The sequence below is a fragment of the Alsobacter sp. P4_H11 genome, from assembly GCF_056400925.1.
On sequence record NZ_JBFUKI010000005.1, the window covers coordinates 118,690 to 142,060 of the forward strand.

At 67.8% G+C, this 23,371-nt stretch carries 23 protein-coding genes; 4 read left to right on the plus strand and 19 right to left on the minus strand.

Features of this window, described 5'->3' with window-relative positions; genetic code table 11:
- Positions 1–30: 30 nt before the first annotated feature.
- The 6 genes from AC1DSZ_RS10235 to eno form a co-directional block, all read right to left on the minus strand.
- Entirely contained in the window at positions 31–285 is a 255-nt protein-coding gene (locus AC1DSZ_RS10235) for a hypothetical protein (protein WP_476838264.1), read from the minus strand.
- 79 nt (positions 286–364) lie between these two features.
- The gene (locus AC1DSZ_RS10240; RefSeq protein WP_476838265.1) at positions 365–1,810 is read right to left on the minus strand and encodes a pyruvate dehydrogenase complex dihydrolipoamide acetyltransferase; all 1,446 of its coding nucleotides are present in this window, start codon (positions 1,808–1,810) and stop codon (positions 365–367) included.
- Between the two features lie 13 nt (positions 1,811–1,823).
- The gene (locus AC1DSZ_RS10245) at positions 1,824–3,263 is read right to left on the minus strand and encodes a pyruvate dehydrogenase complex E1 component subunit beta (RefSeq protein WP_188517467.1); all 1,440 of its coding nucleotides are present in this window, start codon (positions 3,261–3,263) and stop codon (positions 1,824–1,826) included.
- Positions 3,264–3,341: 78 nt separating this feature from the next.
- The gene (gene pdhA, locus AC1DSZ_RS10250) at positions 3,342–4,328 is read right to left on the minus strand and encodes a pyruvate dehydrogenase (acetyl-transferring) E1 component subunit alpha (protein WP_476838492.1); all 987 of its coding nucleotides are present in this window, start codon (positions 4,326–4,328) and stop codon (positions 3,342–3,344) included.
- Between the two features lie 272 nt (positions 4,329–4,600).
- The gene (locus AC1DSZ_RS10255) at positions 4,601–4,933 is read right to left on the minus strand and encodes an FtsB family cell division protein (RefSeq protein ID WP_476838266.1); all 333 of its coding nucleotides are present in this window, start codon (positions 4,931–4,933) and stop codon (positions 4,601–4,603) included.
- A 107-nt stretch (positions 4,934–5,040) separates the two neighbouring features.
- Positions 5,041–6,324 (minus strand): phosphopyruvate hydratase, encoded by a 1,284-nt coding sequence (eno, locus tag AC1DSZ_RS10260; protein WP_476838267.1) that lies wholly within the window; start codon positions 6,322–6,324, stop codon positions 5,041–5,043.
- 182 nt (positions 6,325–6,506) lie between these two features.
- Here eno and queF point away from each other — a divergent pair, with 182 nt between their 5' ends.
- Positions 6,507–6,956, plus strand: a complete 450-nt coding sequence (gene queF, locus AC1DSZ_RS10265) for a preQ(1) synthase (RefSeq protein WP_476838268.1) — start codon at positions 6,507–6,509, stop codon at positions 6,954–6,956.
- Between the two features lie 4 nt (positions 6,957–6,960).
- Here the strand turns inward: queF and kdsA are convergent, their stop codons facing one another.
- The 11 genes from kdsA to AC1DSZ_RS10320 form a co-directional block, all read right to left on the minus strand.
- Positions 6,961–7,800, minus strand: a complete 840-nt coding sequence (gene kdsA, locus AC1DSZ_RS10270; RefSeq protein WP_476838269.1) for a 3-deoxy-8-phosphooctulonate synthase — start codon at positions 7,798–7,800, stop codon at positions 6,961–6,963.
- Between the two features lie 55 nt (positions 7,801–7,855).
- Entirely contained in the window at positions 7,856–8,158 is a 303-nt protein-coding gene (locus AC1DSZ_RS10275) for a c-type cytochrome (protein WP_476838270.1), read from the minus strand.
- Positions 8,159–8,163: 5 nt separating this feature from the next.
- A complete protein-coding gene (der, locus tag AC1DSZ_RS10280) occupies positions 8,164–9,540 on the minus strand; it encodes a ribosome biogenesis GTPase Der (RefSeq protein WP_476838271.1) in 1,377 nt (458 codons plus the stop codon).
- A 61-nt stretch (positions 9,541–9,601) separates the two neighbouring features.
- Positions 9,602–10,264 (minus strand): tetratricopeptide repeat protein, encoded by a 663-nt coding sequence (locus AC1DSZ_RS10285; RefSeq protein WP_476838272.1) that lies wholly within the window; start codon positions 10,262–10,264, stop codon positions 9,602–9,604.
- A 120-nt stretch (positions 10,265–10,384) separates the two neighbouring features.
- A complete protein-coding gene (locus AC1DSZ_RS10290) occupies positions 10,385–10,960 on the minus strand; it encodes an NnrU family protein (RefSeq protein ID WP_476838273.1) in 576 nt (191 codons plus the stop codon).
- Positions 10,961–11,114: 154 nt separating this feature from the next.
- A complete protein-coding gene (locus tag AC1DSZ_RS10295) occupies positions 11,115–11,342 on the minus strand; it encodes a hypothetical protein (RefSeq protein WP_476838274.1) in 228 nt (75 codons plus the stop codon).
- 28 nt (positions 11,343–11,370) lie between these two features.
- The gene (gene guaA, locus AC1DSZ_RS10300; RefSeq protein WP_476838275.1) at positions 11,371–12,930 is read right to left on the minus strand and encodes a glutamine-hydrolyzing GMP synthase; all 1,560 of its coding nucleotides are present in this window, start codon (positions 12,928–12,930) and stop codon (positions 11,371–11,373) included.
- Positions 12,931–12,980: 50 nt separating this feature from the next.
- Positions 12,981–14,279 (minus strand): RsmB/NOP family class I SAM-dependent RNA methyltransferase, encoded by a 1,299-nt coding sequence (locus AC1DSZ_RS10305; RefSeq protein WP_476838276.1) that lies wholly within the window; start codon positions 14,277–14,279, stop codon positions 12,981–12,983.
- Positions 14,276–14,686: an MAPEG family protein gene (locus AC1DSZ_RS10310; protein ID WP_476838277.1), complete on the minus strand. Its 411-nt coding sequence runs from the start codon at positions 14,684–14,686 to the stop codon at positions 14,276–14,278. Before AC1DSZ_RS10310 ends, AC1DSZ_RS10305 begins: the two co-directional genes overlap by 4 nt.
- An 83-nt stretch (positions 14,687–14,769) precedes the next feature.
- On the minus strand, positions 14,770–16,248 hold the full coding sequence (gene guaB, locus AC1DSZ_RS10315; protein ID WP_476838278.1) for an IMP dehydrogenase: 1,479 nt from the start codon (positions 16,246–16,248) through the stop codon (positions 14,770–14,772).
- A 229-nt stretch (positions 16,249–16,477) separates the two neighbouring features.
- Positions 16,478–17,857, minus strand: a complete 1,380-nt coding sequence (locus AC1DSZ_RS10320; RefSeq protein WP_476838279.1) for an OmpP1/FadL family transporter — start codon at positions 17,855–17,857, stop codon at positions 16,478–16,480.
- Positions 17,858–18,299: 442 nt separating this feature from the next.
- Here AC1DSZ_RS10320 and AC1DSZ_RS10325 point away from each other — a divergent pair, with 442 nt between their 5' ends.
- On the plus strand, positions 18,300–19,148 hold the full coding sequence (locus AC1DSZ_RS10325; RefSeq protein WP_476838280.1) for a fumarylacetoacetate hydrolase family protein: 849 nt from the start codon (positions 18,300–18,302) through the stop codon (positions 19,146–19,148).
- A 68-nt stretch (positions 19,149–19,216) separates the two neighbouring features.
- Here AC1DSZ_RS10325 and argC read toward each other — a convergent pair whose 3' ends face one another.
- Together argC and AC1DSZ_RS10335 are read right to left on the minus strand one after the other, a co-directional pair.
- The gene (gene argC / locus AC1DSZ_RS10330; RefSeq protein WP_476838281.1) at positions 19,217–20,158 is read right to left on the minus strand and encodes an N-acetyl-gamma-glutamyl-phosphate reductase; all 942 of its coding nucleotides are present in this window, start codon (positions 20,156–20,158) and stop codon (positions 19,217–19,219) included.
- Positions 20,159–20,382: 224 nt separating this feature from the next.
- Positions 20,383–21,711 carry a dihydroorotase gene (locus AC1DSZ_RS10335; RefSeq protein WP_476838282.1) on the minus strand — a complete coding sequence of 443 codons (1,329 nt, stop codon included), beginning with the start codon at positions 21,709–21,711 and terminating at the stop codon, positions 20,383–20,385.
- 116 nt (positions 21,712–21,827) lie between these two features.
- On the opposite strand from AC1DSZ_RS10335, the gene ygfZ reads away from it, so the two are divergent.
- Entirely contained in the window at positions 21,828–22,700 is an 873-nt protein-coding gene (gene ygfZ, locus AC1DSZ_RS10340; RefSeq protein ID WP_476838283.1) for a CAF17-like 4Fe-4S cluster assembly/insertion protein YgfZ, read from the plus strand.
- Positions 22,701–22,758: 58 nt separating this feature from the next.
- Entirely contained in the window at positions 22,759–23,367 is a 609-nt protein-coding gene (locus tag AC1DSZ_RS10345; protein ID WP_476838284.1) for a DNA-3-methyladenine glycosylase I, read from the plus strand.
- Positions 23,368–23,371 lie beyond the last annotated feature (4 nt).

Here is a 23,371-nt window from a genome sequence, read left to right on the forward strand (position 1 = left end):
CTGGCGACCACGTTAGACTGGCCACGATGATCAGGGTCGAGGTGGCGCGACGGCGTCCAGGCGCTGCTCCAGCGCTGCCAGGCGCTCTTCGAAGTCGCCCAGCAAGAACTTGGACATGAGCGTATCTGTCGTCAGGGCGTGACGTACGCTTTTTTGCGCGGCCTCGATCTTGTTCAGCCTGTCCTCCACGCGGTCGAACCTGCCTTCGACGGCCTGAAAGCCCACCCTGACCTCTTCGCGCATCTCTCTGAGAAGCCGCACAACCATGTCCTTGGGCTCCGACATCTTGATCTCCGATGGTGATGAAATGGCTTGATCAACAAACCCATCACATCGGAGATCACACGCCAAAGTCAACGCTGGCTCACACCAGCATCGCCATCGGGTTTTCGATCAAATCCTTCAACGCCGCGATGAGCTGCGCGCCAAGAGCGCCGTCCACCGCGCGGTGGTCGCAGGAGAGCGTAATGCTCATCACGGTGGCGACCGCCAACTCGCCCTTGCGGACCACAGGGCGCTGCTCGCCCGCGCCCACCGCCAGGATCGTGGAGTGCGGCGGGTTGATCACGGCCGTGAAGTCCTTGATGCCGAACATGCCGAGGTTGGACACCGCCGTGGTGCCGCCCTGGTACTCCTCCGGCTTCAGCTTGCGGTCCTTGGCGCGGGCCGCAAAGTCCTTCATGGCCTTGGCGATGGCCGAGAGCGTCTTCTCGTCCGCCTTGCGGATGATGGGCGTGATAAGGCCATTGCCGGGCAGCGCCACTGCGACGCCGACATCGGCGTTCTTGTGCTTCAGCATCGCGCCTTCAGTCCAGGTGACGTTGGCGTCCGGCACGCGCATCAGCGCCATAGCGAGCGCCTTGATGACCATGTCGTTCACCGACACCTTCCAGGCCGGCGCGCCGTCCTTGCCCTTGGGCGCGGAAGAGTTGACCTGCTCGCGCAGCTTCAGGAGCGCGTCGATCTCGCAGTCCATCGTCAAGTAGAACTGCGGCACCGTCTGGCGGGCTTCGGTCAGGCGCCGCGCGATGGTGCGGCGCATGCCGTCATGCGGGATTTCCTCGAAGCTGCCGGGCTGGAACAGCTTCTTGATCGCCTCGTCGGACGATCCGGCCGGAGCCGGAGCCTTTGCGGCGGGCGCAGCCGCGGCCTGAGCCGGGGCGGAGGCTGCCTGCGCCGGAGCAGCCGCCTTGGCGGTTCCGCCTTCCATGGCGGCGCGCACGTCGCGCTCAACGATACGGCCGTGCGGGCCGCTGCCCTGGATGCGACCGAGATCGAGGCCGCCTTCCTTGGCGATGCGCTTGGCGAGCGGCGACGCGAAGACGCGCTTGCCGTCCGCCGGCTGCTGGGTAGGCGCAGCGGGAGCGCCGGCCGCAGGCGCGCCTGCATTGAACGTCTCGGAGGCGCGAGCCTCGGTCGCGGCGGCAGCCGAAGCAACCTGCGGGGCGGCCGCGGCCTCGGCGGATGCAGCGGGAGCCGCCGCCGTCACCATGTCGGCCGCGTTCTGGGGTGACTTGGCGCCCGGCGCGGACGCTCCGCCGCCGGCGGCCACGGCCTTGGGATCTTCACCCTCGGCGGCGATCAACGCGATGAGTTCATTGACGGGCACGTCGGCGGTGCCTTCCGGCACGACGATCTTGGCCAAGATGCCCTCATCGACCGCCTCCACCTCCATGGTGGCCTTGTCGGTCTCGATCTCGGCGATCACGTCGCCGGACTTGATGGCGTCACCTTCCTTCTTGAGCCACTTGGCGAGGTTGCCCTTCTCCATCGTGGGAGAGAGGGCCGGCATCAGGATGTTGATGGGCATGGGCGCTCTCCGCTCAGCGATAGGTCACGGCGCGGCACGCCTCGATGACGTCGGCCACCGTGGGCAGCGCGAGCTTCTCGAGGTTGGCCGCGTAGGGCATCGGCACGTCCTTGCCGGTGACGCGCTTCACGGGGGCGTCGAGGTAGTCGAACGCGCGCTCCATGATCTGCGCCGCGATCTCGGCGCCAACGCCCGACTGCGGCCAGCCCTCCTCCACGGTGACGCAACGGCCGGTCTTCATCACCGAGGCCACGACGGTGTCGATGTCCATCGGCCGGATGGTGCGCAGGTCGATGACCTCGGCGTAGATGTGCTTCTTGGCGAGCTCCTCGGCCGCCTTCAGGGCGTAGGTCATGCCGATCGAGAAGGACACGATGGTGACGTCCTTGCCCGGGCGCGCGATGCGGGCCTTGCCGATGGGCAGCACGAAATCGTCCATCTTCGGCACGGGCGAGGACTGGCCGTAGAGGATCTCGTTCTCGAGGAAGATCACCGGGTTGGCGTCGCGGATCGCGGCCTTGAGCAGGCCCTTGGCGTCCGCGGCGTTGGACGGCGCGATGACCTTGAGGCCGGGCACCTGCGAGTACCAGGCCGTGTAGTCCTGGCTGTGCTGCGCGCCCACGCGGGCGGCGGCGCCGTTGGGTCCGCGGAACACGATGGGACAGCCCATCTGGCCGCCCGACATGTAGAGCGTCTTGGCGGCCGAGTTGATGATCTGGTCGATCGCCTGCATGGCGAAGTTGAAGGTCATGAACTCCAAGACCGGCCGCAGGCCCGTCATCGCGGCGCCGACCGCGACGCCCGCGAAGCCGTGCTCGGTGATCGGCGTGTCGATGACGCGGCGGGCCGAGAACTCCTGCAGCAGGCCCTGCGTGATCTTGTAGGCGCCCTGGTATTCGGCGACCTCCTCGCCCATGACGAAGACGTTCTCGTCGCGGCGCATCTCTTCCGCCATGGCGTCGCGAAGCGCCTCGCGCATGGTGGTGGCGACCATCTCGGTCCCGGCCGGGATCTCGGCCGAGCTGTCATAGGCGCCCTGGGTCGGCGATGCCGGAGCGGCCGGCACGGTGGCGGGCGCGCTCGGCTCGGGCGCGCGCTCTTCCTTGGGAGCGGCGGGCGCCGCTTCGGTTGCGGCGTTGGCGGCGGCGACTTCCGATTTGGCGGCGGCCTGGCCACCTCCCCCGCCGGCCGCCGCGGCCGCGACATCCTCGCCGTCCACGGCCAGGATGGCGATCTTCTCATTCACCGCGACGTCATTGGCGCCGGCCGGCACCAGGATCTTGGCGATTACGCCCTCGTCGACCGCCTCGACCTCCATGGTGGCCTTGTCGGTCTCGATCTCGGCGATGATGTCGCCGGGCTTCACCGTGTCGCCCTCGTTTTTGAGCCACTTGGCGAGGTTGCCCTTCTCCATGGTGGGAGACAGGGCAGGCATCAGGATGTCGATCGGCATGGGCGGGAAACCCCAACGAGAGAGAAGGTCGGCGGGACGCGGCGGCCGCCCGGATGGCGGCCGTCGTCGCGGGCGCGTTCAGTTCAGGATGTCGGTCCAGAGCTCGGAAGGATCCGGCTCGGGATCGTTGGTGGCGAACTCGGCCGCCTCGTTGACGATCTCGCGAACCTTGCCGTCCACGGCCTTGAGCTCGTCCTCGGACACCTTCCAGTGCTCCAGCAGCCGCTTGCGGACTTGCTCGATGGGATCCCGCTCTTCGCGCATCTTCTGCACTTCGTCCTTGGACCGGTACTTGGCCGGGTCGGACATGGAGTGGCCGCGATAGCGGTAGGTCTGCATCTCGAGGATGTAGGGGCCCTTGCCGTCACGGCACCACTGCACGGCGCGCTGGCCGGCGGCGTAAACCGCCCGGACGTCCATGCCGTCGACCTGCTCGCCCGGGATGTTGAACGAGATGCCGCGCTTGGAGAAGTCCGTCTGCGCGGAGGCGCGCGACACGGAGGTGCCCATGGCGTAGCGGTTGTTCTCGATGATGTAGATCACCGGGAGCTTCCAGAGCTCCGCCATGTTGAAGCTCTCGTAGACCTGGCCCTGGTTGGCCGCGCCGTCGCCGAAATAGGTGAGCGAGACGTTGTCGTTCTTACGGTAGATGTTGGCGAAGGCCAGCCCGGTGCCGAGAGACACCTGCGCGCCCACGATGCCGTGGCCGCCGTAGAAGTGCTTCTCCTTGCTGAACATGTGCATGGAGCCGCCCTTGCCCTTCGAGAGGCCGCCGCGGCGTCCCGTGAGCTCGGCCATCACGCCCTTTGCTTCCATGCCGCAGGCCAGCATGTGGCCGTGGTCGCGGTAGCCGGTGATGACCTGGTCGCCTTCCTTGGTGGCCATCTGCATGCCGACCACGACGGCTTCCTGGCCGATATAGAGGTGGCAGAAGCCGCCGATGAGGCCCATGCCATACATCTGGCCTGCCTTCTCCTCGAAGCGGCGGATCAGCAACATCTCGCGGTAGGCGGTGAGGTCCTGCTCGCGGGAGAGGTCGGCGATGTCGGGCGTCTTGCCGCGCATGGAACGAGAGGGGGCTTGGCTCTTGGGCGCGCCGATCTTCGACGCGGCCGGGCTCTTGCGGGCGACGATCGCCATGGGCTCCTCCTTGTCACCCCGTTCGGGGTTGAACTGTCGGCAAGACATTAGCCGAAGCGAAAAGGAGAAGCGAGAGGCGCAAAAGCAGGATGTTTCGTCTTGTCGACAAGACAAGCCGTTGCTTTCACTTGCAAATCAGCGATGAACCGAAACCAGGTTCATCGAGATTTTTGCTGCGCGGCGCATGCTGCACTGCATCATTGAACGGTGGCGGCGACCGGTCCCGTCATGATCACGACGTCGTTGCGATGCAGGCGATTCAGCGTCAGCCGCGCCCGTTCGTCGAGGAGGTCGCGGTCCATCGTGGCGGGCCGAAGCATCGCGACGCGGCGCTCCCAATCGACGCGTTCTTCCTTGATGGTGTCGAGGTCCGCCTGCAGACCGCGGATCTGCATCTTCAGCGCCATCTTGGTCTCGATGCCGCGGCTACCGTGCTGCGCATGGTAGACGAAGTAGGACACGACCAGCGCCGACGCCGTGTAGAGCGCGAGCGGAATCAGGAACTTGCGGAGGCGATAACGGACGACCATGCGGGCAGGATGGCGCGCGATGGTTGAGCGATCGTTAACGCCGACGCCTGGAATTAAGAGAGAGCCCGAGCTTCACAGCCGGGCTCTCTCGCCACTCTCAGTTGGGCTTAACGCATCGCCTTCATGGCGCTGCGGCCGGCGTAGCGCGCCTGGGCGCCGAGCTCTTCCTCAATGCGGATGAGCTGGTTGTACTTCGCCAACCGGTCGGAGCGGGCCAGCGAGCCGGTCTTGATCTGCCCGCAGTTCGTCGCGACCGCGAGGTCCGCGATGGTGGCGTCCTCGGTCTCGCCCGAGCGATGTGACATCACGGCCGTGTAGCCGGCGCGCTGCGCCATCTCGACGGCCGCCAGCGTCTCGGTGAGCGAGCCGATCTGGTTCACCTTGACGAGGATGGAGTTCGCCACGCCCTTGCGGATGCCGTCCGACAGGCGCGTCACGTTGGTGACGAACAGGTCGTCGCCGACGAGCTGGCACTTGGAGCCGACGAGATCGGTGACGATCTTCCAGCCCTCCCAGTCGTCCTCGGACATGCCGTCCTCGATGGAAGCGATCGGGTAGGCGCCGACGAGCTTGGCCAGGTATTCGGCCTGCTCCTGGATCGAGCGGGTCTTGCCCTCGCCCTCGTAATGGTAGGCGCCGTCCTTGAAGAACTCGGTTGCGGCGCAATCCAGCGCGATCATCATGTCTTCGCCGGCCTTGAAGCCGGCCTTGCCGATCGACTCCATCACGAAGTCGAGCGCCGCCTCGGCGGACGGCAGGTTGGGGGCGAAGCCGCCCTCGTCACCGACGTTGGTGTTGTGCCCGGCCTGCTTCAGCGCGCTCTTGAGGGTGTGGAACACCTCCGCGCCCATGCGCACCGCCTCGGACAGCGAGGACGCGCCGACCGGCATCACCATGAATTCCTGGAAGTCGATCGGGTTGTCGGCGTGGGCGCCGCCATTGACGATGTTCATCATCGGCACGGGCAGGATGCGGGCCGAGGTTCCGCCGACATAGCGGTACAGCGGCAGCGCGCTGGCGTCGGCCGCCGCCTTGGCGACCGCGAGCGACACGCCCAGGATGGCGTTGGCGCCGAGGCGGCTCTTGTTGGGCGTGCCGTCGAGATCGATCATGGTCTCGTCGATCTTGACCTGATCCTCGGCGTCCATGCCGCCGATCGCGTCGTAGATCTCGCGGTTGACGCTGTCCACGGCCTTTAGGACGCCCTTGCCCATATAGCGGGCCTTGTCGCCGTCACGGAGCTCCACCGCCTCATGCGCGCCCGTGGAGGCGCCTGACGGCACCGCGGCGCGGCCCATGGAGCCGTCCTCGAGGATGACGTCCACCTCGACGGTTGGGTTGCCGCGGCTGTCCAGGATTTCGCGGGCGATGACGTCGACGATGGCGGTCATGAGGTCCTCCTGAGGTCCGTCCCGGAGCCTGGCGGCGCGGGTTTCCTCGCGGCTTTTAAGCCAAGCTGGCCGTGACGCAAGGCGCCGAGGCGGCTATGTCCGGGCGAGACCCTCGACCCTTTGGGTGAAACGCGCTAAGCCGCCGCCAAAACGCGGGCGCAGCGCCCGCCACAGGTGAGCCCATGATCATCGAGACCACGCAGCTCGGCAAGCCGAGCGCCATCCCGGCCTCGCCCGACGAGGCCGTGCTGGACCGGGTGCCCAACCCGCATCCGGGAACCCTCTACCTCGCGCGCTTCACCGCGCCGGAATTCACGTCGATCTGCCCGGTCACCGGGCAGCCGGACTTCGGCATCCTGGTGATCGACTACGCGCCCGGCGAGTGGCTGGTGGAATCCAAGTCGCTGAAGTTGTTCCTCACCAGCTTCCGCAACCACGGCGCCTTCCACGAGGACTGCACGGTCGGGATCGGCATGCGGCTTGTCGACCTGCTGGCCCCGCGATGGCTGCGCATCGGCGGGTACTGGTTCCCGCGCGGCGGCATCCCGATCGACGTGTTCTGGCAGACCGCCGAGCCGCCAAAGGGGCTCTGGCTGCCGGACCAGGGCGTGCCGCCCTACCGGGCGCGGTGAGCCGTCAGCTCTTCGCCAGCCGGTCAAACGCCATCAGGCGCTCCAGCAGCGCCGGCATCTCCTTCAGCGGCACCATGTTGGGGCCGTCCGAGAACGCCTTCTCGGGCTGCTCATGCGTCTCGATGAAGACGCCGGCAACGCCGACGGCGACGGCCGCGCGCGACATCACGGGCACGAACTCACGCTGGCCGCCCGAGGAGGTCCCCTGCCCGCCTGGCTGCTGCACCGAATGCGTGGCGTCGAAGATCACCGGCGCGCCGATGGCCGCCATGATGGGCAGCGAGCGCATGTCGGTGACCAGCGTGTTGTAGCCGAAGGATACGCCGCGCTCCGTCACCATGACGTTCGCGTTGCCCGCGCCCGTCACCTTGGCGACCACGTTCCCCATGTCCCAGGGCGCCAGGAACTGGCCCTTCTTGACGTTCACGACCGCGCCCGTCTGCGCGGCCGCGATCAGGAGGTCCGTCTGGCGGCACAGGAAGGCCGGGATCTGCAGCACGTCGACCACCTTGGCGACCGGCGCACACTGCGAGGCGTCATGGACATCGGTGAGCACCGGCAGGCCCAGCGTCGCCTTGATTTCGGCGAACACGTCCAACGCCGCATCGAGGCCGACGCCGCGGGGCCCGGACGCCGAGGTCCGGTTCGCCTTGTCGAACGAGGTCTTGAACACGAACGGCAGGCCTAGCTTGCCGGTGATCTCCTTCAGCGCCGCCGCCATCTCGAGCGCGTGGCTGCGGCTCTCCATCGCGCAGGGCCCGGCGATCAACGCGAGCGGCAGGGCGTTGCCGAAGCGGACGGAGCCGATCGACACGACAGGATTGGGGCGAATGGCGTCAGACATGGCGAGCTTTCTCGATCTTCAGGCGCGTGGACGCGACGTCGGCTTGCGCGACGGCTCAGGACCTCGGCAGCGAGGCGTAGTATTCGGCCAGCGCCTCGAAATCCTGCTCGGTCATGTGGCGGGACATGTAGCGCATTTCCTTGTGCGGCCGCTTGCCGGTCCGGAAGGCCTTGAGCTGATTCAGGAGATAGACGACGTTCTGCCCCGCCAGATGCGGCACCTCGACGTCCTTGGCGATGCCGTCGAGACCGTGACACGGCGCGCAGGCGTCGACTTGCACGGGCGCCCGCGCGGTTTGCGCCGCCGCGGGGCCGGCCAGGAGCACGAAGCCGCAGAGGATCGTCGCCGCGCGCAGCATGGCCCTCACTTCTTGTCGTATGGGTTCTCGGGCGTGCGCAGGCTCATCCGGATCGGCGTGCCGGGCAAGTCGAACGCCTCGCGCAGACCGTTGATGAGATAGCGCACGTAGCTGTCCGGCAGCCCGTCCATCTGGTTGCCGAACAGCGCGAAATGCGGCGGGCGCGCCTTCACCTGCGTCATGTAGCGGATCTTGATGCGCCGGCCCGACACGGCGGGTGGCGGGTGATGCTCCAGGATGCGGGTCAGCCACTTGTTGAGCTGCGCCGTGGAAACCCGCTTGGACCAGATCTCCGAGGCTTTGAAACAAGCCTCCAGCATCTTGTCCAGACCTTCGCCGGTGAGCGCCGAAACGGGCACGACGAGCGCGCCCTTGACGTTGGACATCAGGCGCTCGGCATCCGCGACCATCTGCTTGAACTTGCCGGGTTCGCCCGCCACCAGGTCCCACTTGTTGACCGCGATCACGAGGGCGCGGCCCTCCTTCTCGACGAGCCCCAAAATGGCGAGATCCTGCTTCTCGAACGGGATGGTGGCGTCGAGCAGCAGCACGACGACCTCGGCGAAGCGCACGGCGCGCAGGCCGTCCGCGATCGAGAGCTTCTCGAGCTTGTCCTCGACCTTGGCGCGCTTGCGCATGCCGGCGGTGTCGAACAGCTTCACGGGCCGGCCGCGCCATTCCCAATTGATGCCGATGGAGTCGCGGGTGATGCCGGCCTCTGGCCCCACCAGCAGGCGCTCCTCGCCGAGCAGGCGGTTGATCAGCGTGGACTTGCCGGCGTTGGGCCGGCCGACGATCGCGATCCGCAGGGGGCGAACGACGTCGTCGCCCTCCTCCTCGCCATCGCGCTCCTCGTCCTCGAAGGGCTCCTCGGGCAGCGCCGTATGCTCCGGCAGCGCCTGAAGCAGCGCGTCGTAGAAGTCGGACAGGCCTTCGCCGTGCTCGGCCGAAATCGGCACCGGATCGCCGAGGCCGAGCCCGAAGGCCTCGTAGGTCTGCAAGCCGACGGCGCGGCTCTCGGCCTTGTTGGCGAGCAGCACGACGGGCTTGCCGGCGCGCCGCACCAGCCCGGCGAAGTGCCGGTCGATGGGCGTCACGCCCGCGCGGGCGTCGATCACGAAGATGATCGCGTCGGCGTCCTGGATGGCGGCTTCAGTCTGCTGGCGCATGCGCCCGGCCAGCGATGCGCCGTCCGCGTCTTCCAGGCCGGCGGTGTCGATGGCCGTGAAGGTGAGGTCGCCGAGATGGGCCTCGCCCTCCCGGCGGTCGCGTGTAACGCCGGGCTGGTCGTCGACCAGCGCGAGCTTCTTGCCGACGAGGCGGTTGAACAATGTCGACTTGCCGACATTCGGCCGACCGATGATGGCGACCGTGAAGGTCATGACGGGCCTCTTTTCAGGCGCGACGTCCGGCTTAGGCCGGGCGCGCGAGGAATCCACCGGCTCAGGAGGCCGGCTTGATGGGTCCGGAACGCACGATGCCGAGCAGCAGGTCCGCGCGCTGCTTCAGGGACGGCGGCGCGGTGCGGTCTGTGACGATCTCGTCGAAGGCCTTGCCGGCGGCGGCGTAGTCGCCGGCCTTCAGGGCGGCGAGCCCCAGGAGCTCGCGCGCATTGGCGCCCCAGGCGTTGCCGGCCGTGAGCAGCGGCTGCAGCCGCGTCCGCAGTTCGTCGAGGCTCGCCGTGTCGGCGAGCAGCATGGCGGCGCGCAGGCGCGCGAGATCGCGCAGGATCGGGGCGACGCTCGTGTCGGCCGCCAGCGCGTCATAGGTCTTGGCGCCCTCGGCGGGCGACTGCTTGGCCTGCTCGGCCGCCTGCCGGAACCGCGCCAGGCGCTGGTAGCCGGCGGTCGAATCCTTGGCGACCGCGGCGAATTCCTGCTCGGCCTCGTCGGTTTCGCCGGCGCGCGACTTCTCGATCGCGGTTTCGAAGCGGGCGCCCGCGGCTTCGGCGCGCTGCGTCTCGTAAGACTGGTAAGCGCGCCAGCCGCCGGTCGCCGCGACGGCCACGAAGGCGACGGCAATCAGCTTGGAGCCGTGCTTCTTCCAGAAATCAAGCGCCTTGTCGCGCCGGACGTCCTCGTCAATCTCGCGAAAAATGTCGGCCATGGCCGGCTTCGATCCTCTCGGGGGCCGTTCGGCCCGTTCGCCCGCCATGCGGGACACTGTCGCGCAGGCGATTAACACGGGGGCGCGGCTTTGTCATGCCGGGCCGGCCTCGCCGGCGCTTCAGAAGTTGACCACCGGCACGCCGATCAACAGCGGATGCAGGAAGATGAAGGCGCCGTAGAGCACCGTGCCGAGCACAACAGCGACGACGTCGTTCAACCGCCCGCCATACTGGATCTTGATCTCGCCCGCCCGCTCGCGGCGCTTCACCGAGATCCGGTCATAGACCGCCCAGGCCAGAAAGGACCCGAACAGGATCATCGAGCCGAGATCCCCGTTCACCAGCAGGTGCGCCAGCGCCCAGAGCTTCACGGCGACCAGCATGGGGTGCTTCAGAACACGCTTGATGCCGCCCGGCACATAGGCGGCCACCAGGCAGATCATCGCCGGCCACATCAGCAGCATGTTGGCGTGGTGCATGCCGGCGGGCGGATCCCAGACCTGGATGTAGCCCGCGTCGCGATAGCTCTTGAAGCCGTACGCGATGAGGACGAGGCCGAGCAGCGAAACGAGGCTGTAGAGCCCCTTGTAGGGCCCCTCCCCGATCCGCGCGATCATGCCGCCGCGGGCTTCGCGGAGCGTCGTCAGGGTGTGGACGCCGAGAAAGACGATGATGCCGAGAATGAGCGTGGTCATGGGGCGTCCTGTTTCGAAGCTCAACCTTCGCGGCTTGCGCCACGGCCCGCAAGGGGCTGCCGAGCCGAACGCCTCCGGCGCGCGCATTGGCCGCCGCCCGCCACCGGCCGGCGCGGGCCTCGGCCGGCTCTCGCCCACGCCGCCGCAGCGCGCCTCAGGTCAGGCTGTCCAGATAGGCTTCGATTTCGTCGAGGTCGGCCGAGAACAGGTAGTCCTTGTCGCCGAACACGAACTTCATGGTCTGCGCATCCCGCAGCATGTAGCCGCCATGCGCGAGCACATGCTTGTCCGGCTTCTGCGCCGTCATGAGATGCAGGTTGTGGCGCACGCACAGCCGCTTGATGCGGCGCTCGCGCGACGGCGTTGCGGCTTTGCGGCTCATGGCAGGGCCGCGCCTGCGCGATGCGGCCTCACTCCCACTCGATCGTGCCGGGAGGCTTCGACGTGACGTCGTACACGACGCGGTTGATGCCGCGCACCTCGTTGATGATGCGGGTCGCGACATGGCCGACGAAGCGCATGTCGAAGGGGTAGAAATCGGCCGTCATGCCGTCGACCGACGTCACGGCGCGCAGGCCGCAGACGAAGTCGTAGGTGCGGCCGTCGCCCATGACGCCGACGGTGCGCACCGGCAGCAGCACCGCGAAGGCCTGCCAGATATCGTCGTAGAGGCCGGCGCGGCGGATCTCTTCCAGGTAGATCTCGTCGGCGAGGCGCAGGATGTCGCACTTCTCCTTGGTGACCTCGCCCGGGATGCGGATGGCGAGGCCAGGTCCGGGGAACGGGTGGCGGCCGACGAAGGCCTCCGGAAGGCCGAGCTCGCGGCCGAGCACGCGGACCTCGTCCTTGAAGAGCTCGCGCAACGGCTCGACGAGCTTCATGTTCATACGCTCGGGCAGGCCGCCGACATTGTGGTGCGACTTGATGGTGACGGATGGGCCGCCCGTGAACGAGACGCTCTCGATCACGTCCGGATAGAGGGTGCCCTGCGCCAGGAAGTCGGCGCCGCCGACCTTCTTGGCCTCAGCCTCGAACACCTCGATGAACAGCCGGCCGATGGTCTTGCGCTTGGTTTCCGGGTCCGAGACGCCGGCGAGCGCGCCCAGGAAGGTTTCCTCGGCGTCCACATGCACGAGCGGGATGTTGTAGCTGTCGCGAAACAGGGCCACCACCTTCTTGCCTTCCGCGAGGCGCAGCAGGCCGTGGTCGACGAAGACGCAGGTGAGCTGGTCGCCGATCGCCTCGTGGATCAGTACGGCCGCAACCGCGGAATCAACGCCGCCCGACAGGCCGCAGATCACCCTGCCCTGCCCGACCTGGGCGCGAATGCGCGCAATGGCCTCCTCGCGGAAGGCCTTCATCGACCAGTCGCCCGCGCAGCCCGCGATCTTGCGCACGAAGTTGCGGATCAGCGCCGCGCCGCTTGGCGTGTGCACCACCTCCGGGTGGAACATCAGCCCGTAATAGTTGCGCGCGGCGTCGCCGATCACCGCATAGGGGGCGTTGGGCGAAACGCCGAAGCGGGTGAAGCCGGGCGGCAGCTGGGTAATGCGGTCGCCGTGGCTCATCCAGACGGGATAGTTCTCGCCCTTGGTCCAGACGCCCTCGAAGAGCGGCGCTTCCTCGAGCACCTCGACCTCGGCGCGGCCGAACTCGCGGTGATGGCCGCCCTCGACCTGGCCGCCGAGCTGCGCCGCCATGCACATCTGGCCGTAGCAGATGCCGAGCACCGGCACGCCGCTGTCGAAGATGGCCTGCGGGGCGCGGGGGCTGCCCTCCTCGTGGACGGACTCAGGCCCGCCCGAGAGGATGACGGCCTTGGGCTTCATCTCCGCGAAGGCCTTCTCGGCGGACTGGAAGGGCACGATCTCGGAGTAGACGCCCTCCTCGCGCACGCGGCGCGCGATCAGCTGGGTCACCTGGCTGCCGAAGTCGACGATGAGGATCTTGTCGTGATGATGCTCGGTCATGGCGGTCAGATAGTCCCCTGTCTCGCGCGGCGCAATTTCGATTGGCGTGGTCAGCTCTTGCGGCGCAGCAGGGCGACGTAGAAGCCGTCGGTCCCGGTGCGCTTCGGGCTCATCTGGAGGCCGTGGCCGGCCGGGCTTTTGAAAGCCGCGAGCTCGGCCAGCCCCGCATCGGCAGCCGCCTTGGCGGGCGCAATCACCGAATAGCCGGCGTTGCGATCGAGGAAGCCCGCGACGGCCTCGTCGTTCTCGGCAGGCAGCACCGAGCAGGTCACATAGGCGATGCGGCCGCCAGGCTTCACGAAGGTAGCGGCGCGGTCGAGCACGGCCGCCTGCTCGGCGATGCGGCTGTCGAGGCTGTTGGGTCGCACGCGCCACTTGGCGTCCGGGTTGCGCCGCCAGGTGCCCGTGCCCGTGCAGGGCGCGTCCACGAGAACGAGGTCGGCATGGCCGCGCATGTCGCGCAGCGGTTCGTCGTCCTTGCCCTTGGGGCCCTTCACCTGGACGTTGCGGGCGCCGGCGCGCGTCAGGCGGTCGAAGATCGGCGCGAGGCGGCGCTTGTCGCTGTCGGTCGCAAAGATCTGGCCGCGATTGTCCATCTGGGCCGCCAGCGCGAGCGCCTTGCCGCCGCCGCCGGCGCAAAGATCCACGACCTGCATGCCGGGGTCGGCCGCAGCCAGGAAAGCGGCGAGCTGCGAGCCTTCGTCCTGGATTTCGACGAGGCCCTTCTGGAAGGCGGCTTCGGACTGGACGTTGGGGGCGCGCGCGTTCTCGGGAACGTTGATGCGCAGGCCGAGCGGCGAATGCGGCGTCGGCTCGACGCCAAGATGGGCGAGCTCGGCCATGGCCTTCTCGCGCGTCGCCTTGAGGGCGTTCACGCGCATGTCGACCGGGGCGCGGGCTGCGAGCGCCGAGAGTTCCTCGGCCCGGCTCTCGCCGAACACGGCCGAGAATTGCCCATCGAGCCATTCAGGATAGTCGCCCGCCACCCAGGCCGGCGCATCATCCAGCGTGCGGGTCGTGAGCGCCTTGCGCTCCTCGTCGGTCAGCGGCTCGGGCGCGAAGCGCTCGCCTGTGAACAGCGCCGCGAGACGGTCGACGTCCCAACCATGGGCCAGGATGAGCGAACCCATCAAAACGGCGCGCGGCGTGTCCGCGCCCGCGATCCAGGCGCTGGAGGCTTTCCGGCGCAGCGCGTCGAACACCAGGCTGCCGATGGCGGAGCGGTCGCCAGATCCGGCGAAGCGGTGCGCGAGGCCCCAATCCTTCAAGGCGTCCGAGGCCGGGCGGCGGCGGGCTTCGATGTCGGCCAAAACCTCGATGGCGGCGGAGAGGCGTGCGGCAGGTGTCATGGAATGAGCAGCCTCAGGACGATCAACGCCCACATGATGATGAGAACGGCCACTCCGGCCAGAAACACGCGAAAGCGGGTCTGGACGTCGTTCGAGCCGGTATGAATGAAGGCGTGGACGAGCCGGGTGACTACGAACAGCCAGGCTAGGACGACCATCAGGATGTCGGTCGCCCGGATAAAGATGGCGATGCCGCACAGGACGTAGAAGAGGACCGGCGTCTCGAACTGGTTGGCGTAGTTGTTGGAAAACTTGCGGACGTCCTCCGGCCAGCCCTCGTTGGCGACCGCGATGGCGCCGATCTTCACCCGCCGCTCGCGCAGGGCCTTGAACCGCGCCGAGCCGGTGGCGAACAGGACCACGAAGGTCAACAGCACCTGGACAAGCACGGGGTAGAGAAGCGGCATGGATCGATCTGCCTTTCGGGCGCCGGCCGATCATGAGCGATGGCCGGCCGTGTGGGTATCGCCTGTGCGGCGTGCGCCGTTTGCTACACGCGCGTGGGGTAATTCGGGCTCTCGCGCGTGATCGTCACGTCGTGCACGTGGCTTTCGCGCAGGCCCGCCGAAGTGATGCGGACGAACTCGGCCTTGTCGCGGAACTCCTGCAGGGTCGCCGCGCCGACATAGCCCATGGCGGCGCGCAGGCCGCCCGCGAGCTGGTGCAGCACGCCGCCGACCGGGCCCTTGTAGGCCACCTGGCCCTCGATGCCTTCCGGCACAAGCTTGAGCGCGTCCTTGATGTCCTGCTGGAAGTAGCGATCGGCCGAGCCGCGCGCCATGGCGCCGACGGAGCCCATGCCGCGATATGCCTTGTAGGAGCGGCCCTGGTAGAGGAACACCTCGCCGGGGCTCTCGTCCGTGCCGGCCAGGAGCGAACCCACCATGGCGCATTCGGCGCCGGCGGCCAGCGCCTTGGCGAGGTCGCCCGAGAACTTGATGCCGCCGTCGGCGATCACGGGCGTGTCGGCCTTATGGGCCGCCTCGACGGCGTCCATGATGGCGGTGAGCTGCGGCACGCCGACGCCCGCCACGATGCGGGTGGTGCAGATGGAGCCCGGGCCGATGCCGATCTTCACGGCGTCCGCGCCGGCGTCGATCAGGGCCTGCGTGCCCGCCCGGGTGGCGACGTTGCCGGCCACGACCTGAACGGAGTTCGAGAGCTTCTTGATGCGCGTCACCGATTCCAGCACGCGCTGGGAGTGGCCGTGCGCGGTGTCGACCACCAGCACGTCGCAGCCGGCGTCGATCAGCAGTTCGGCCCGCAGGAAGCCCTGCTCGCCCACCGTGGTGGCGGCGGCGACGCGCAGGCGCCCGGCCTCGTCCTTGGAGGCGTTCGGGTGCGTGACCTGCTTCTCCATGTCCTTCACGGTGATCAGGCCGATGCAGCGGTAGTGGTCGTCCACCACCAGCAGCTTCTCGATGCGGAACTGGTGAAGGAGGCGCTTGGCCTCATCCTGGCTGACGCCTTCGCGGACCGTGATCAGGCGGTCCTTGGTCATCAGCTCGGCGACGGGCTGCTGCGGGTGGGTGGCGAAGCGGACGTCACGGTTTGTGAGAATGCCGACCAGCATGCCGGGCTTGCCGGCGGGGCCGCGCTCCACCACCGGGATGCCCGAGATGCCATGGCGGCGCATGAGCTCGAGCGCGTCCGCGAGCGTCTCGTCGGGGTGGATGGTGACGGGGTTCAACACCATGCCGCTCTCGAACTTCTTGACCTTGCGGATCTCGGCCGCCTGGGCCTCCGGATCGAAATTGCGATGAATGACGCCGAGGCCGCCGGCCTGCGCCATCGCGATGGCCATCGGGGCCTCGCTGACGGTGTCCATCGCGGAGGATATGATCGGCAGGTTGAGCTTGATCGTGCGGGTGAGCCGCGTGGCGACGTTGACGTCGCCGGGCATCACTTCGGAATGGCCGGGCTGCAGCAGCACGTCATCGAATGTGAGCGCTTCGCGGATCGTCGCCATGGCCAACTCCTCTGTCCCGACCGGATAAACGAAAAGAGCGCCTCGGGGCGGGGCCCGGCGCTTCACAACGAGTTGGCGCGTGCTGTTAGCACGACAAGGCGCGAGTCGAAAGTTGTTTGCAGCGCAGCATGAACATGGCTGGGCTGCATGGCGAACCGACGACGGTTTGAGAGCCCGCAACGAAAAAGGCCGGCGCGAGGCCGGCCTTTCCACAATCAGTGTTCGCCGCTCAGTACTTGCGGACCACGGCCTTCTCGACCGGGATGGTCTGCGCGACGTCGTCCCAGCGGTAGCGCAGGCCCACGGAGACGATGTCGACGTGCGCGCTGACCTTGCCGACCAGCGGGCCGCTCGCGGCCGAGTAGCTCGGGTTTCCGGGGACCATGGCGACGCGGGTGCTCTTGGGGAAGAGGTGCGCGTAGGACACGTCGAACGTGATCTTGTCGTTGAAGTTGTAGCTCGCGCCGATCGACGTCCAGATGCGGTCGTTATCGGGCAGCCGCAGCGTGCGGGTGCGATCCTCGATGGGCGAGATCTCGTAGCCGAGGCCGGCGCGAACCGTCCAGAGCGGGTTGATCTTGTACTCGCCGCCAACCGAGAAGAACCAGCCGTCCTTGTAGTCGAGCGTCAGGGCCGGGAGGCCACGATAGAGACCGCCAGTTGTCTGGTCCACCACGCGCGGGTAGCCGACACGGCTCCAGTTGGTCCACTCGGCGCCGACCGAGAGCGTCAGGCGCTCGTTGATCTGCTGGCGGACGCCAACCGTCAGGGTCTCGGGCAACGTAATGTTGAGCTTCACCGGACGGGTCGGGAAAGTCGCGGCGGCGCCGGCCAGGGCCGGGTTCAGGATGAACGGGAACGGGATGTTCAGGCCGTTGAAGTCGCCGTCGAGCTTGGCGTTCACAGCGGAACGGAAGCCGATGCCGATGTCCGTGCCCTGCATCGGCGTGATGGTGGCGCCCAGCGTGTAGCCGACACCCCAGCCATCGCCCTCGAGCCCGAAAGCCTGGTTAAGTGCAGGCGCGCCAGCCGGCGCGAAGTACGACTTGTACTTGGCCTTGAAGTACATCGCCTGGATCCCGGCGCCGACCGAAAGCCAGTCGTTCACCCGGTAAGCGACGTTCGGGTTGATGTCGAAGGAGGTCACCTTGGTGGAATAGCCGTAACCGCGCGCCGGGAAGGTGGCGTCAGGCTTGGTCGCAAGGCCGTAAGGCGCGCCCGTGGACAGTCCGATCCAGAGCCGGTCGTTGATCTGGTAGCTGCCGTAGCTCGACGGCAGGATCGCATCTTCGCCGAGGTCGCCCGTGCTCGAGCCGAGATACGCCGGAGCCGAGCCCGCTCCCGCCCGGAACTTGGCGTAGGGCGAGATGCCGGCCAGGTTCCACTCGCTCTGCCAGCCCGGCATCTTGGTCATGGTGGCCGGGTTCCAGAACATGGAGCCGAGATTGGCCGAGCCAGCCGCGACGCCCGCGAAGGCCATGCCCAGGCCGACGGTGCTCTGCTCGCGGAGCGCAAAGGCTCCGGCCTGGGCCGAGCCCTGGGCCGCGATGGTGAGGATCATGCCCGACACGGCGGAGGTCAGGATGGTCTTCAACGCTGAATGGGACATGGTCCGCGTTTCCCCAAAAGGTCTTCTTGCTTCAACTCTGCGCCGGAATCGGTTTCGAAAGCGCTTCTTCGGCCATTGATGGCAATATTTGGAAATCAGGGCAATTGCGCCGCAATCTGCCCTGAGTGCGCATGCGATAGCCCCGGGATTACCCAAAACCGCCAAAAACAGCGCTGTTTCGGGCCAGAAAACGGAAAACCCATATCGTTCATATCGAAACAGTCACATTTCGGACCTTTTTGCGCTTTGCCGGCCCGGTCATCACATCCGCTTCCCCCATCGGCGTAGGCTGATTGGGCCAAGTCGTTGCAACCGCGCCACACTGGCCGAAGCCGGGACGCAGGTCCGATCATCCTCGGCTTGCCCTTCCGGAATGGCTCCGGCAAGGTCGCCCCGATGGCGTTCAGCCGACAATCAAAACGGTTCAAGTGAGGAAAGCCCGATGAAGCTCGTGAGATTTGGCCAGCCCGGCGCGGAGAAGCCCGGCATCGTGGACGCTGACGGCGTGATCCGCGACGTTTCCGGCCACGTCGCCGACTGGCGCAGCGGCACGTTGGACAAGCAGACCCTCGCGCGCATCGCCGCAGTGGATCCGAAGTCCCTGCCCGCCGCTCCGTCCGGCGTGCGCATCGGCTCCTGCGTCGCCCGGCCGGGCAACTTCGTCGCGGTGGGCCTCAACTTCGCGGATCATGCGGCCGAGACCGGCGCGGCCATTCCGGAAGAGCCGATCCTGTTCAACAAGGCGCCGAACTGCGTTGTCGGCCCCAACGACGATGTGATGATCCCCAAGGGCTCCACCAAGCTCGATTGGGAAGTCGAGCTCGCGATCGTGATCGGCCAGACGGCGCTCTACGTGTCGGAAGAAGACGCGATGAACTATGTCGCGGGCTTTTGCATCTGCAACGACGTGTCCGAGCGCGCCTTCCAGATCGAGCGCTCCGGCCAGTGGATGAAGGGCAAGGGCTCGCCCACCTTCGGGCCGCTCGGCCCCTGGCTGGTGACGCCGGACGAGATCGCCGACATCCAGAACGTCGCGATGTGGCTCGAGATCGACGGCCAGAAGGTGCAGAACGGTTCGTCGAAGACCATGATCTTCGGCGTGAAGCACCTCGTCTCCTATATTTCGCAGTTCATGCAGCTCGACGCGGGCGACGTGATCACCACCGGCACCCCGCCCGGCGTGGGCCTCGGCATGAAGCCGCCGCGCTTCCTGAAGGCCGGCGAGACCATGACGGTCGGCATCGAGGGCCTCGGCGTGCAGAAGCAGAAGGTCGTGCCGTTCAGCGGCTGATCGCGCGCGTTCCTGGATAAGGAGAAGGCCGGGATCGCTCCCGGCCTTTTTCATTGGGCCCGGCCGTTTCAGGCCAGTCCGAGCATCAGCTTCAGGTTCTGCACCGCCGCGCCGCTCGCGCCCTTGCCGAGATTGTCGAGCCGGGCAACCAGCACGGCCTGCCCGCGCGCGGCGTTGCCAAAGACGCGCAGCTCCATCAGGTCCGTGTCGTTGAGCGCCTGCGGCTCCAGCTTGCCGCCGCTCACCGATGCATCGGCGGCCGGGACGACCCGCACGAGTTCGGACCCGGCATAGCGCTCCGCCAGGATGGCTTCGAGGTCCTGCGGCTTCGGCGCGCCGTTCAGGGTGTCGAGATGCAGCGGCACGCTGACCAGCATGCCCTGCCGGAAATTCCCCACCGAGGGCACGAAGATCGGCCGCCGCGTCAGCGCGCCGAAACGCTGCAGCTCCGCCAGGTGCTTGTGCTCCAGGCCAAGGCCATAGAGCTCGAAAGCCGGCGCGCTGCCGGCCTCGTAGGCCTCGATCATCGATTTGCCGCCACCCGAGTAGCCGCTGACGGCGTTCACGGTGACGGGGTAGTCGGCCGGCATCACGCCCGCGTCCACCAAAGGCCGGATCAGCGCAATGCCGCCGGTCGGGTAGCAGCCGGGGTTGGAGACGCGCGCGGCGCCCCGGATGGCGTCCGCCTGGCCGGGGACGAGCTCGGCGAAGCCATAGACCCAGCCCTCGGCGACACGATGCGCCGTGGAGGCGTCGAGCACGCGCGGCGCCGCCGTTCCGAGCGCGGCCGCGAGCGCGGCGGATTCCTTGGCGGCGTCGTCCGGCAGGCAGAGCACCACGGCGTCCACCTGCGCCATCAGGTCCTGGCGGGCCGCCGGGTCCTTGCGCCGGGCCGGATCGATGCTGCGCACCTCCACGCCCGCGACATTCGCCAGCCGCTCGCGGATGCCCAGGCCCGTGGTGCCGGCCTCGCCGTCGATGAACACCGTTTTCGTGATCGTGGAAGCCATGTCGATTCCCGTTTCCCGGCCCATATGGCCAGCCCAACCGCCAAACAAAAAAGCCGCGCTCGATGGCGCGGCCGTGACGTCAGAAGCCGATACGGCTCATCGTCGCGCGCGCCGGAGTTCGGCCGCACGTCGCAGGGCGGAGAGATTGAGCGCCGTCGACATGGGTTTGAGATGCCGCAGGTTGCGGGTTCTGTCAATCTTAGCCTTGGCGGGATAGCGCGCCCTCACAGCGTCTCGACGAACCTCGCGGCCTCGCCGTTGCTGGGCCCCACCAAATCGCCTTCCCACATCACGCGGCGGCCGCGCACCACCGTGCCGACCGGCCAGCCGGTCACGGTCTTGCCGTCATAGGGCGTCCAGCCGCATTTCGACGCGATCCAGCCATTGGTGATCGTCTCGCGGCGCTTGAGGTCCGCCACCGTGAGATCGGCGTCGTAGCCAGCCGCGATGCGGCCCTTGTTGGCGAGGCCGAAGATGCGGCACGGCCCCTCGCTGGTGAGGTCCACGAAGCGCTGCAGCGAAAGCCGGCCGGCGGCCACGTGGTCGAGCATAGTCGGCACCAACGTCTGCACGCCGGTCATGCCGGAGGGCGATGCCGGATAGGGCTTCGCCTTCTCTTCCAGTGTATGCGGCGCGTGGTCGGAGCCCAGCACGTCGACGACACCCTGCTCCACGCCCCACCACAGGCCGTCCCGCACGTCGGCGCCGCGCACGGGCGGGTTCATCTGCACCAGCGTTCCAAGGCGCGCATAGGCCTCGTCGCCGTCGATGGTGAGGTGGTGCGGCGTCGCCTCCACGGTCGCCACGTCCTTGTGGCCGGCCAGGAAGCGCATCTCCTCGGCGGTCGAGATATGGAGCACGTGGATGCGCGCGCCCGTCTCATGCGCGATGCGCACGAGGCGCTCGGTGCAGCGCATCGCCACCTCGGGCGAGCGCCAGACGGGGTGCGAGCGCGGATCGCCCTCGACGCGCAGGTCCTTGCGGGCGCGCAGCATCTCCTCGTCTTCGGAATGGAAGGCGGCGCGGCGGCGCGTAGCCTTCAGCACGGCCGCGACGCCGGCGTCATCCTCCACCAGCAGCGAGCCCGTGGACGAGCCCATGAAGACCTTGATGCCGGCCGCGCCGGGCAGGCGCTCCAGCTCGGGGATGTCGCGCACATTCTCGTGCGTGCCGCCCACCCAGAAGGCGAAGTCGCAATGCATGCGGTGCGTGCCGCGGCGGATCTTGTCGGCCAGCGTCTCGGCCGTGGTGGTCTGCGGATTGGTGTTCGGCATCTCGAACACGCAGGTCACGCCGCCCATCACGGCGGCGCGGGAGCCGGATTCGAGGTCTTCCTTGTGGTCGAGCCCGGGTTCGCGGAAATGCACCTGGCTGTCGATGACGCCCGGCAGCACGTGCAATCCCGTGCAGTCCACCCGCTCGCCCGCCGAGGCCCGGGAAAGATCGCCGAGCTCGGCGATGCGGCCGTTGCGCACCCCGATGTCCCGCAACCCTGCCCCGTCCTGGTTCACCACCGTGCCGCCCGCGTAGATGACATCGAAAGACTGAGTCATGGTGGAGCTCCCGCCTGCCGCTTGATCGGCTCGCCGCATCGCATACGTAAGGGCGGCGGCCGCCGCAACCACCACGTCGGGTTTCGGCGGCGCCAGCGCCCAATGAGGAGTTCCCCATGCCGTCGGCCCATCTCACAGATCGCGGCGTCATTCGGGTCACCGGCGAGGACGCGCGCTCGTTCCTGGACGGGCTCGTGACCAGCGACATGGACAAGGTGCGGGTGGACGGCGCGCGCTATGCGGCGCTGCTCTCGCCGCAGGGCAAGATCCTGTTCGATTTCATCGTCGCCGAAGCCGACGGCGAGCAGATGGGCGGCGGCTTCGTGCTCGACTGCCCGCGCGCGCTGGCGCCGGATCTCGCCAAGCGGCTCGGCATGTACAAGCTGCGCGCCAAGGTGGCGGTGGAGAACCTCACCGACACCCTCGCGGTCGTGGCCTATTGGGGCGGCGATCGCGGCGGCGACGGCGCGGGCGTGCTCTATCCCGATCCGCGCCATCCGGCGCTGGGCGATCGACTCGTCACCGACGCCGCGCTGGCGGCCGATCTCGCCACCGCGACGGCCGAGGAGTGGCGCGCCCACCGCGTCGCGCTCGGCATCCCGCAGGGCGGGCAGGATTTTACCTACGGGGACGCCTTTCCGCACGAGGCGGACATGGACCAGCTCGGCGGCGTCGACTTCGACAAGGGCTGCTATGTCGGCCAGGAAGTGGTGTCGCGCATGCAGCATCGCGGCACGGCGCGCACCCGCATCGTGCCGGTGCGGTTCGACGGCGGATTTTCGGCCGACGAAGGCGCGGAGGTGCTGGCGGGCGACAAGGTCGCGGGGCGCATCGGCTCCACCGCGCCGGGCGGGATCGGGCTGGCGCTCGTGCGCCTCGACCGGATCGAGGATGCGCTGGCGGCGGGGCAGCCCGTATCGGCCGGCGGGCTCCCCCTGCGGCTGGTGAAGCCGGACTTCGCGACATTCAAGGTGCCGGGAGCCGGCTAAGCCGGGGCGGGCCGCGAGCCCCCTGCCCTCGCGGCGAATCCTGCGCTAAGAACAGGGCATGAACGCCCATTTGATCGCCCACCCCGATGGAAGGACGCGCTGCTCCTGGCCGGGCGTCGATCCGCTCTACGTCGCCTATCACGACACCGATTGGGGCGTGCCCGAGTTCGACGATCGGGCTTTGTTCGAGAAGCTCATCCTGGACGGTTTCCAGGCCGGGCTGAGCTGGATCACGATCCTGCGCAAGCGCGAGAACTTCCGCGCCGCGTTCGACGGGTTCCGGCCCGAGATCATCGTCCATTACGGCCCCGAGAAGATCGAGGCGCTGATGGCGGATGGCGGCATCATTCGCAACCGCTCCAAGATCGTCTCCACGGTGCGCAGCGCGCGGTCCTACCTCGACATCATCGAAAAGGGCTCCTTCTCTCAATTCCTGTGGAAGCACCTCGATGGGCGCCCGCAGCAGAACAGCCCGCGCGAGCGCGGCGACGTGCCCACCGAAACCGACACGGCCCGGCGCATGTCCAAGGAGCTGAAGCAGGCCGGGTTCAACTTCGTCGGCCCGACCATCGTGTATGCCTTCATGCAGGCGGTCGGGATGGTCAACGACCATTACGTCGACTGCTTCCGCCATGAGGAAGTGCGGGCGCTGGGGGCGAAGCTTTGAGCGG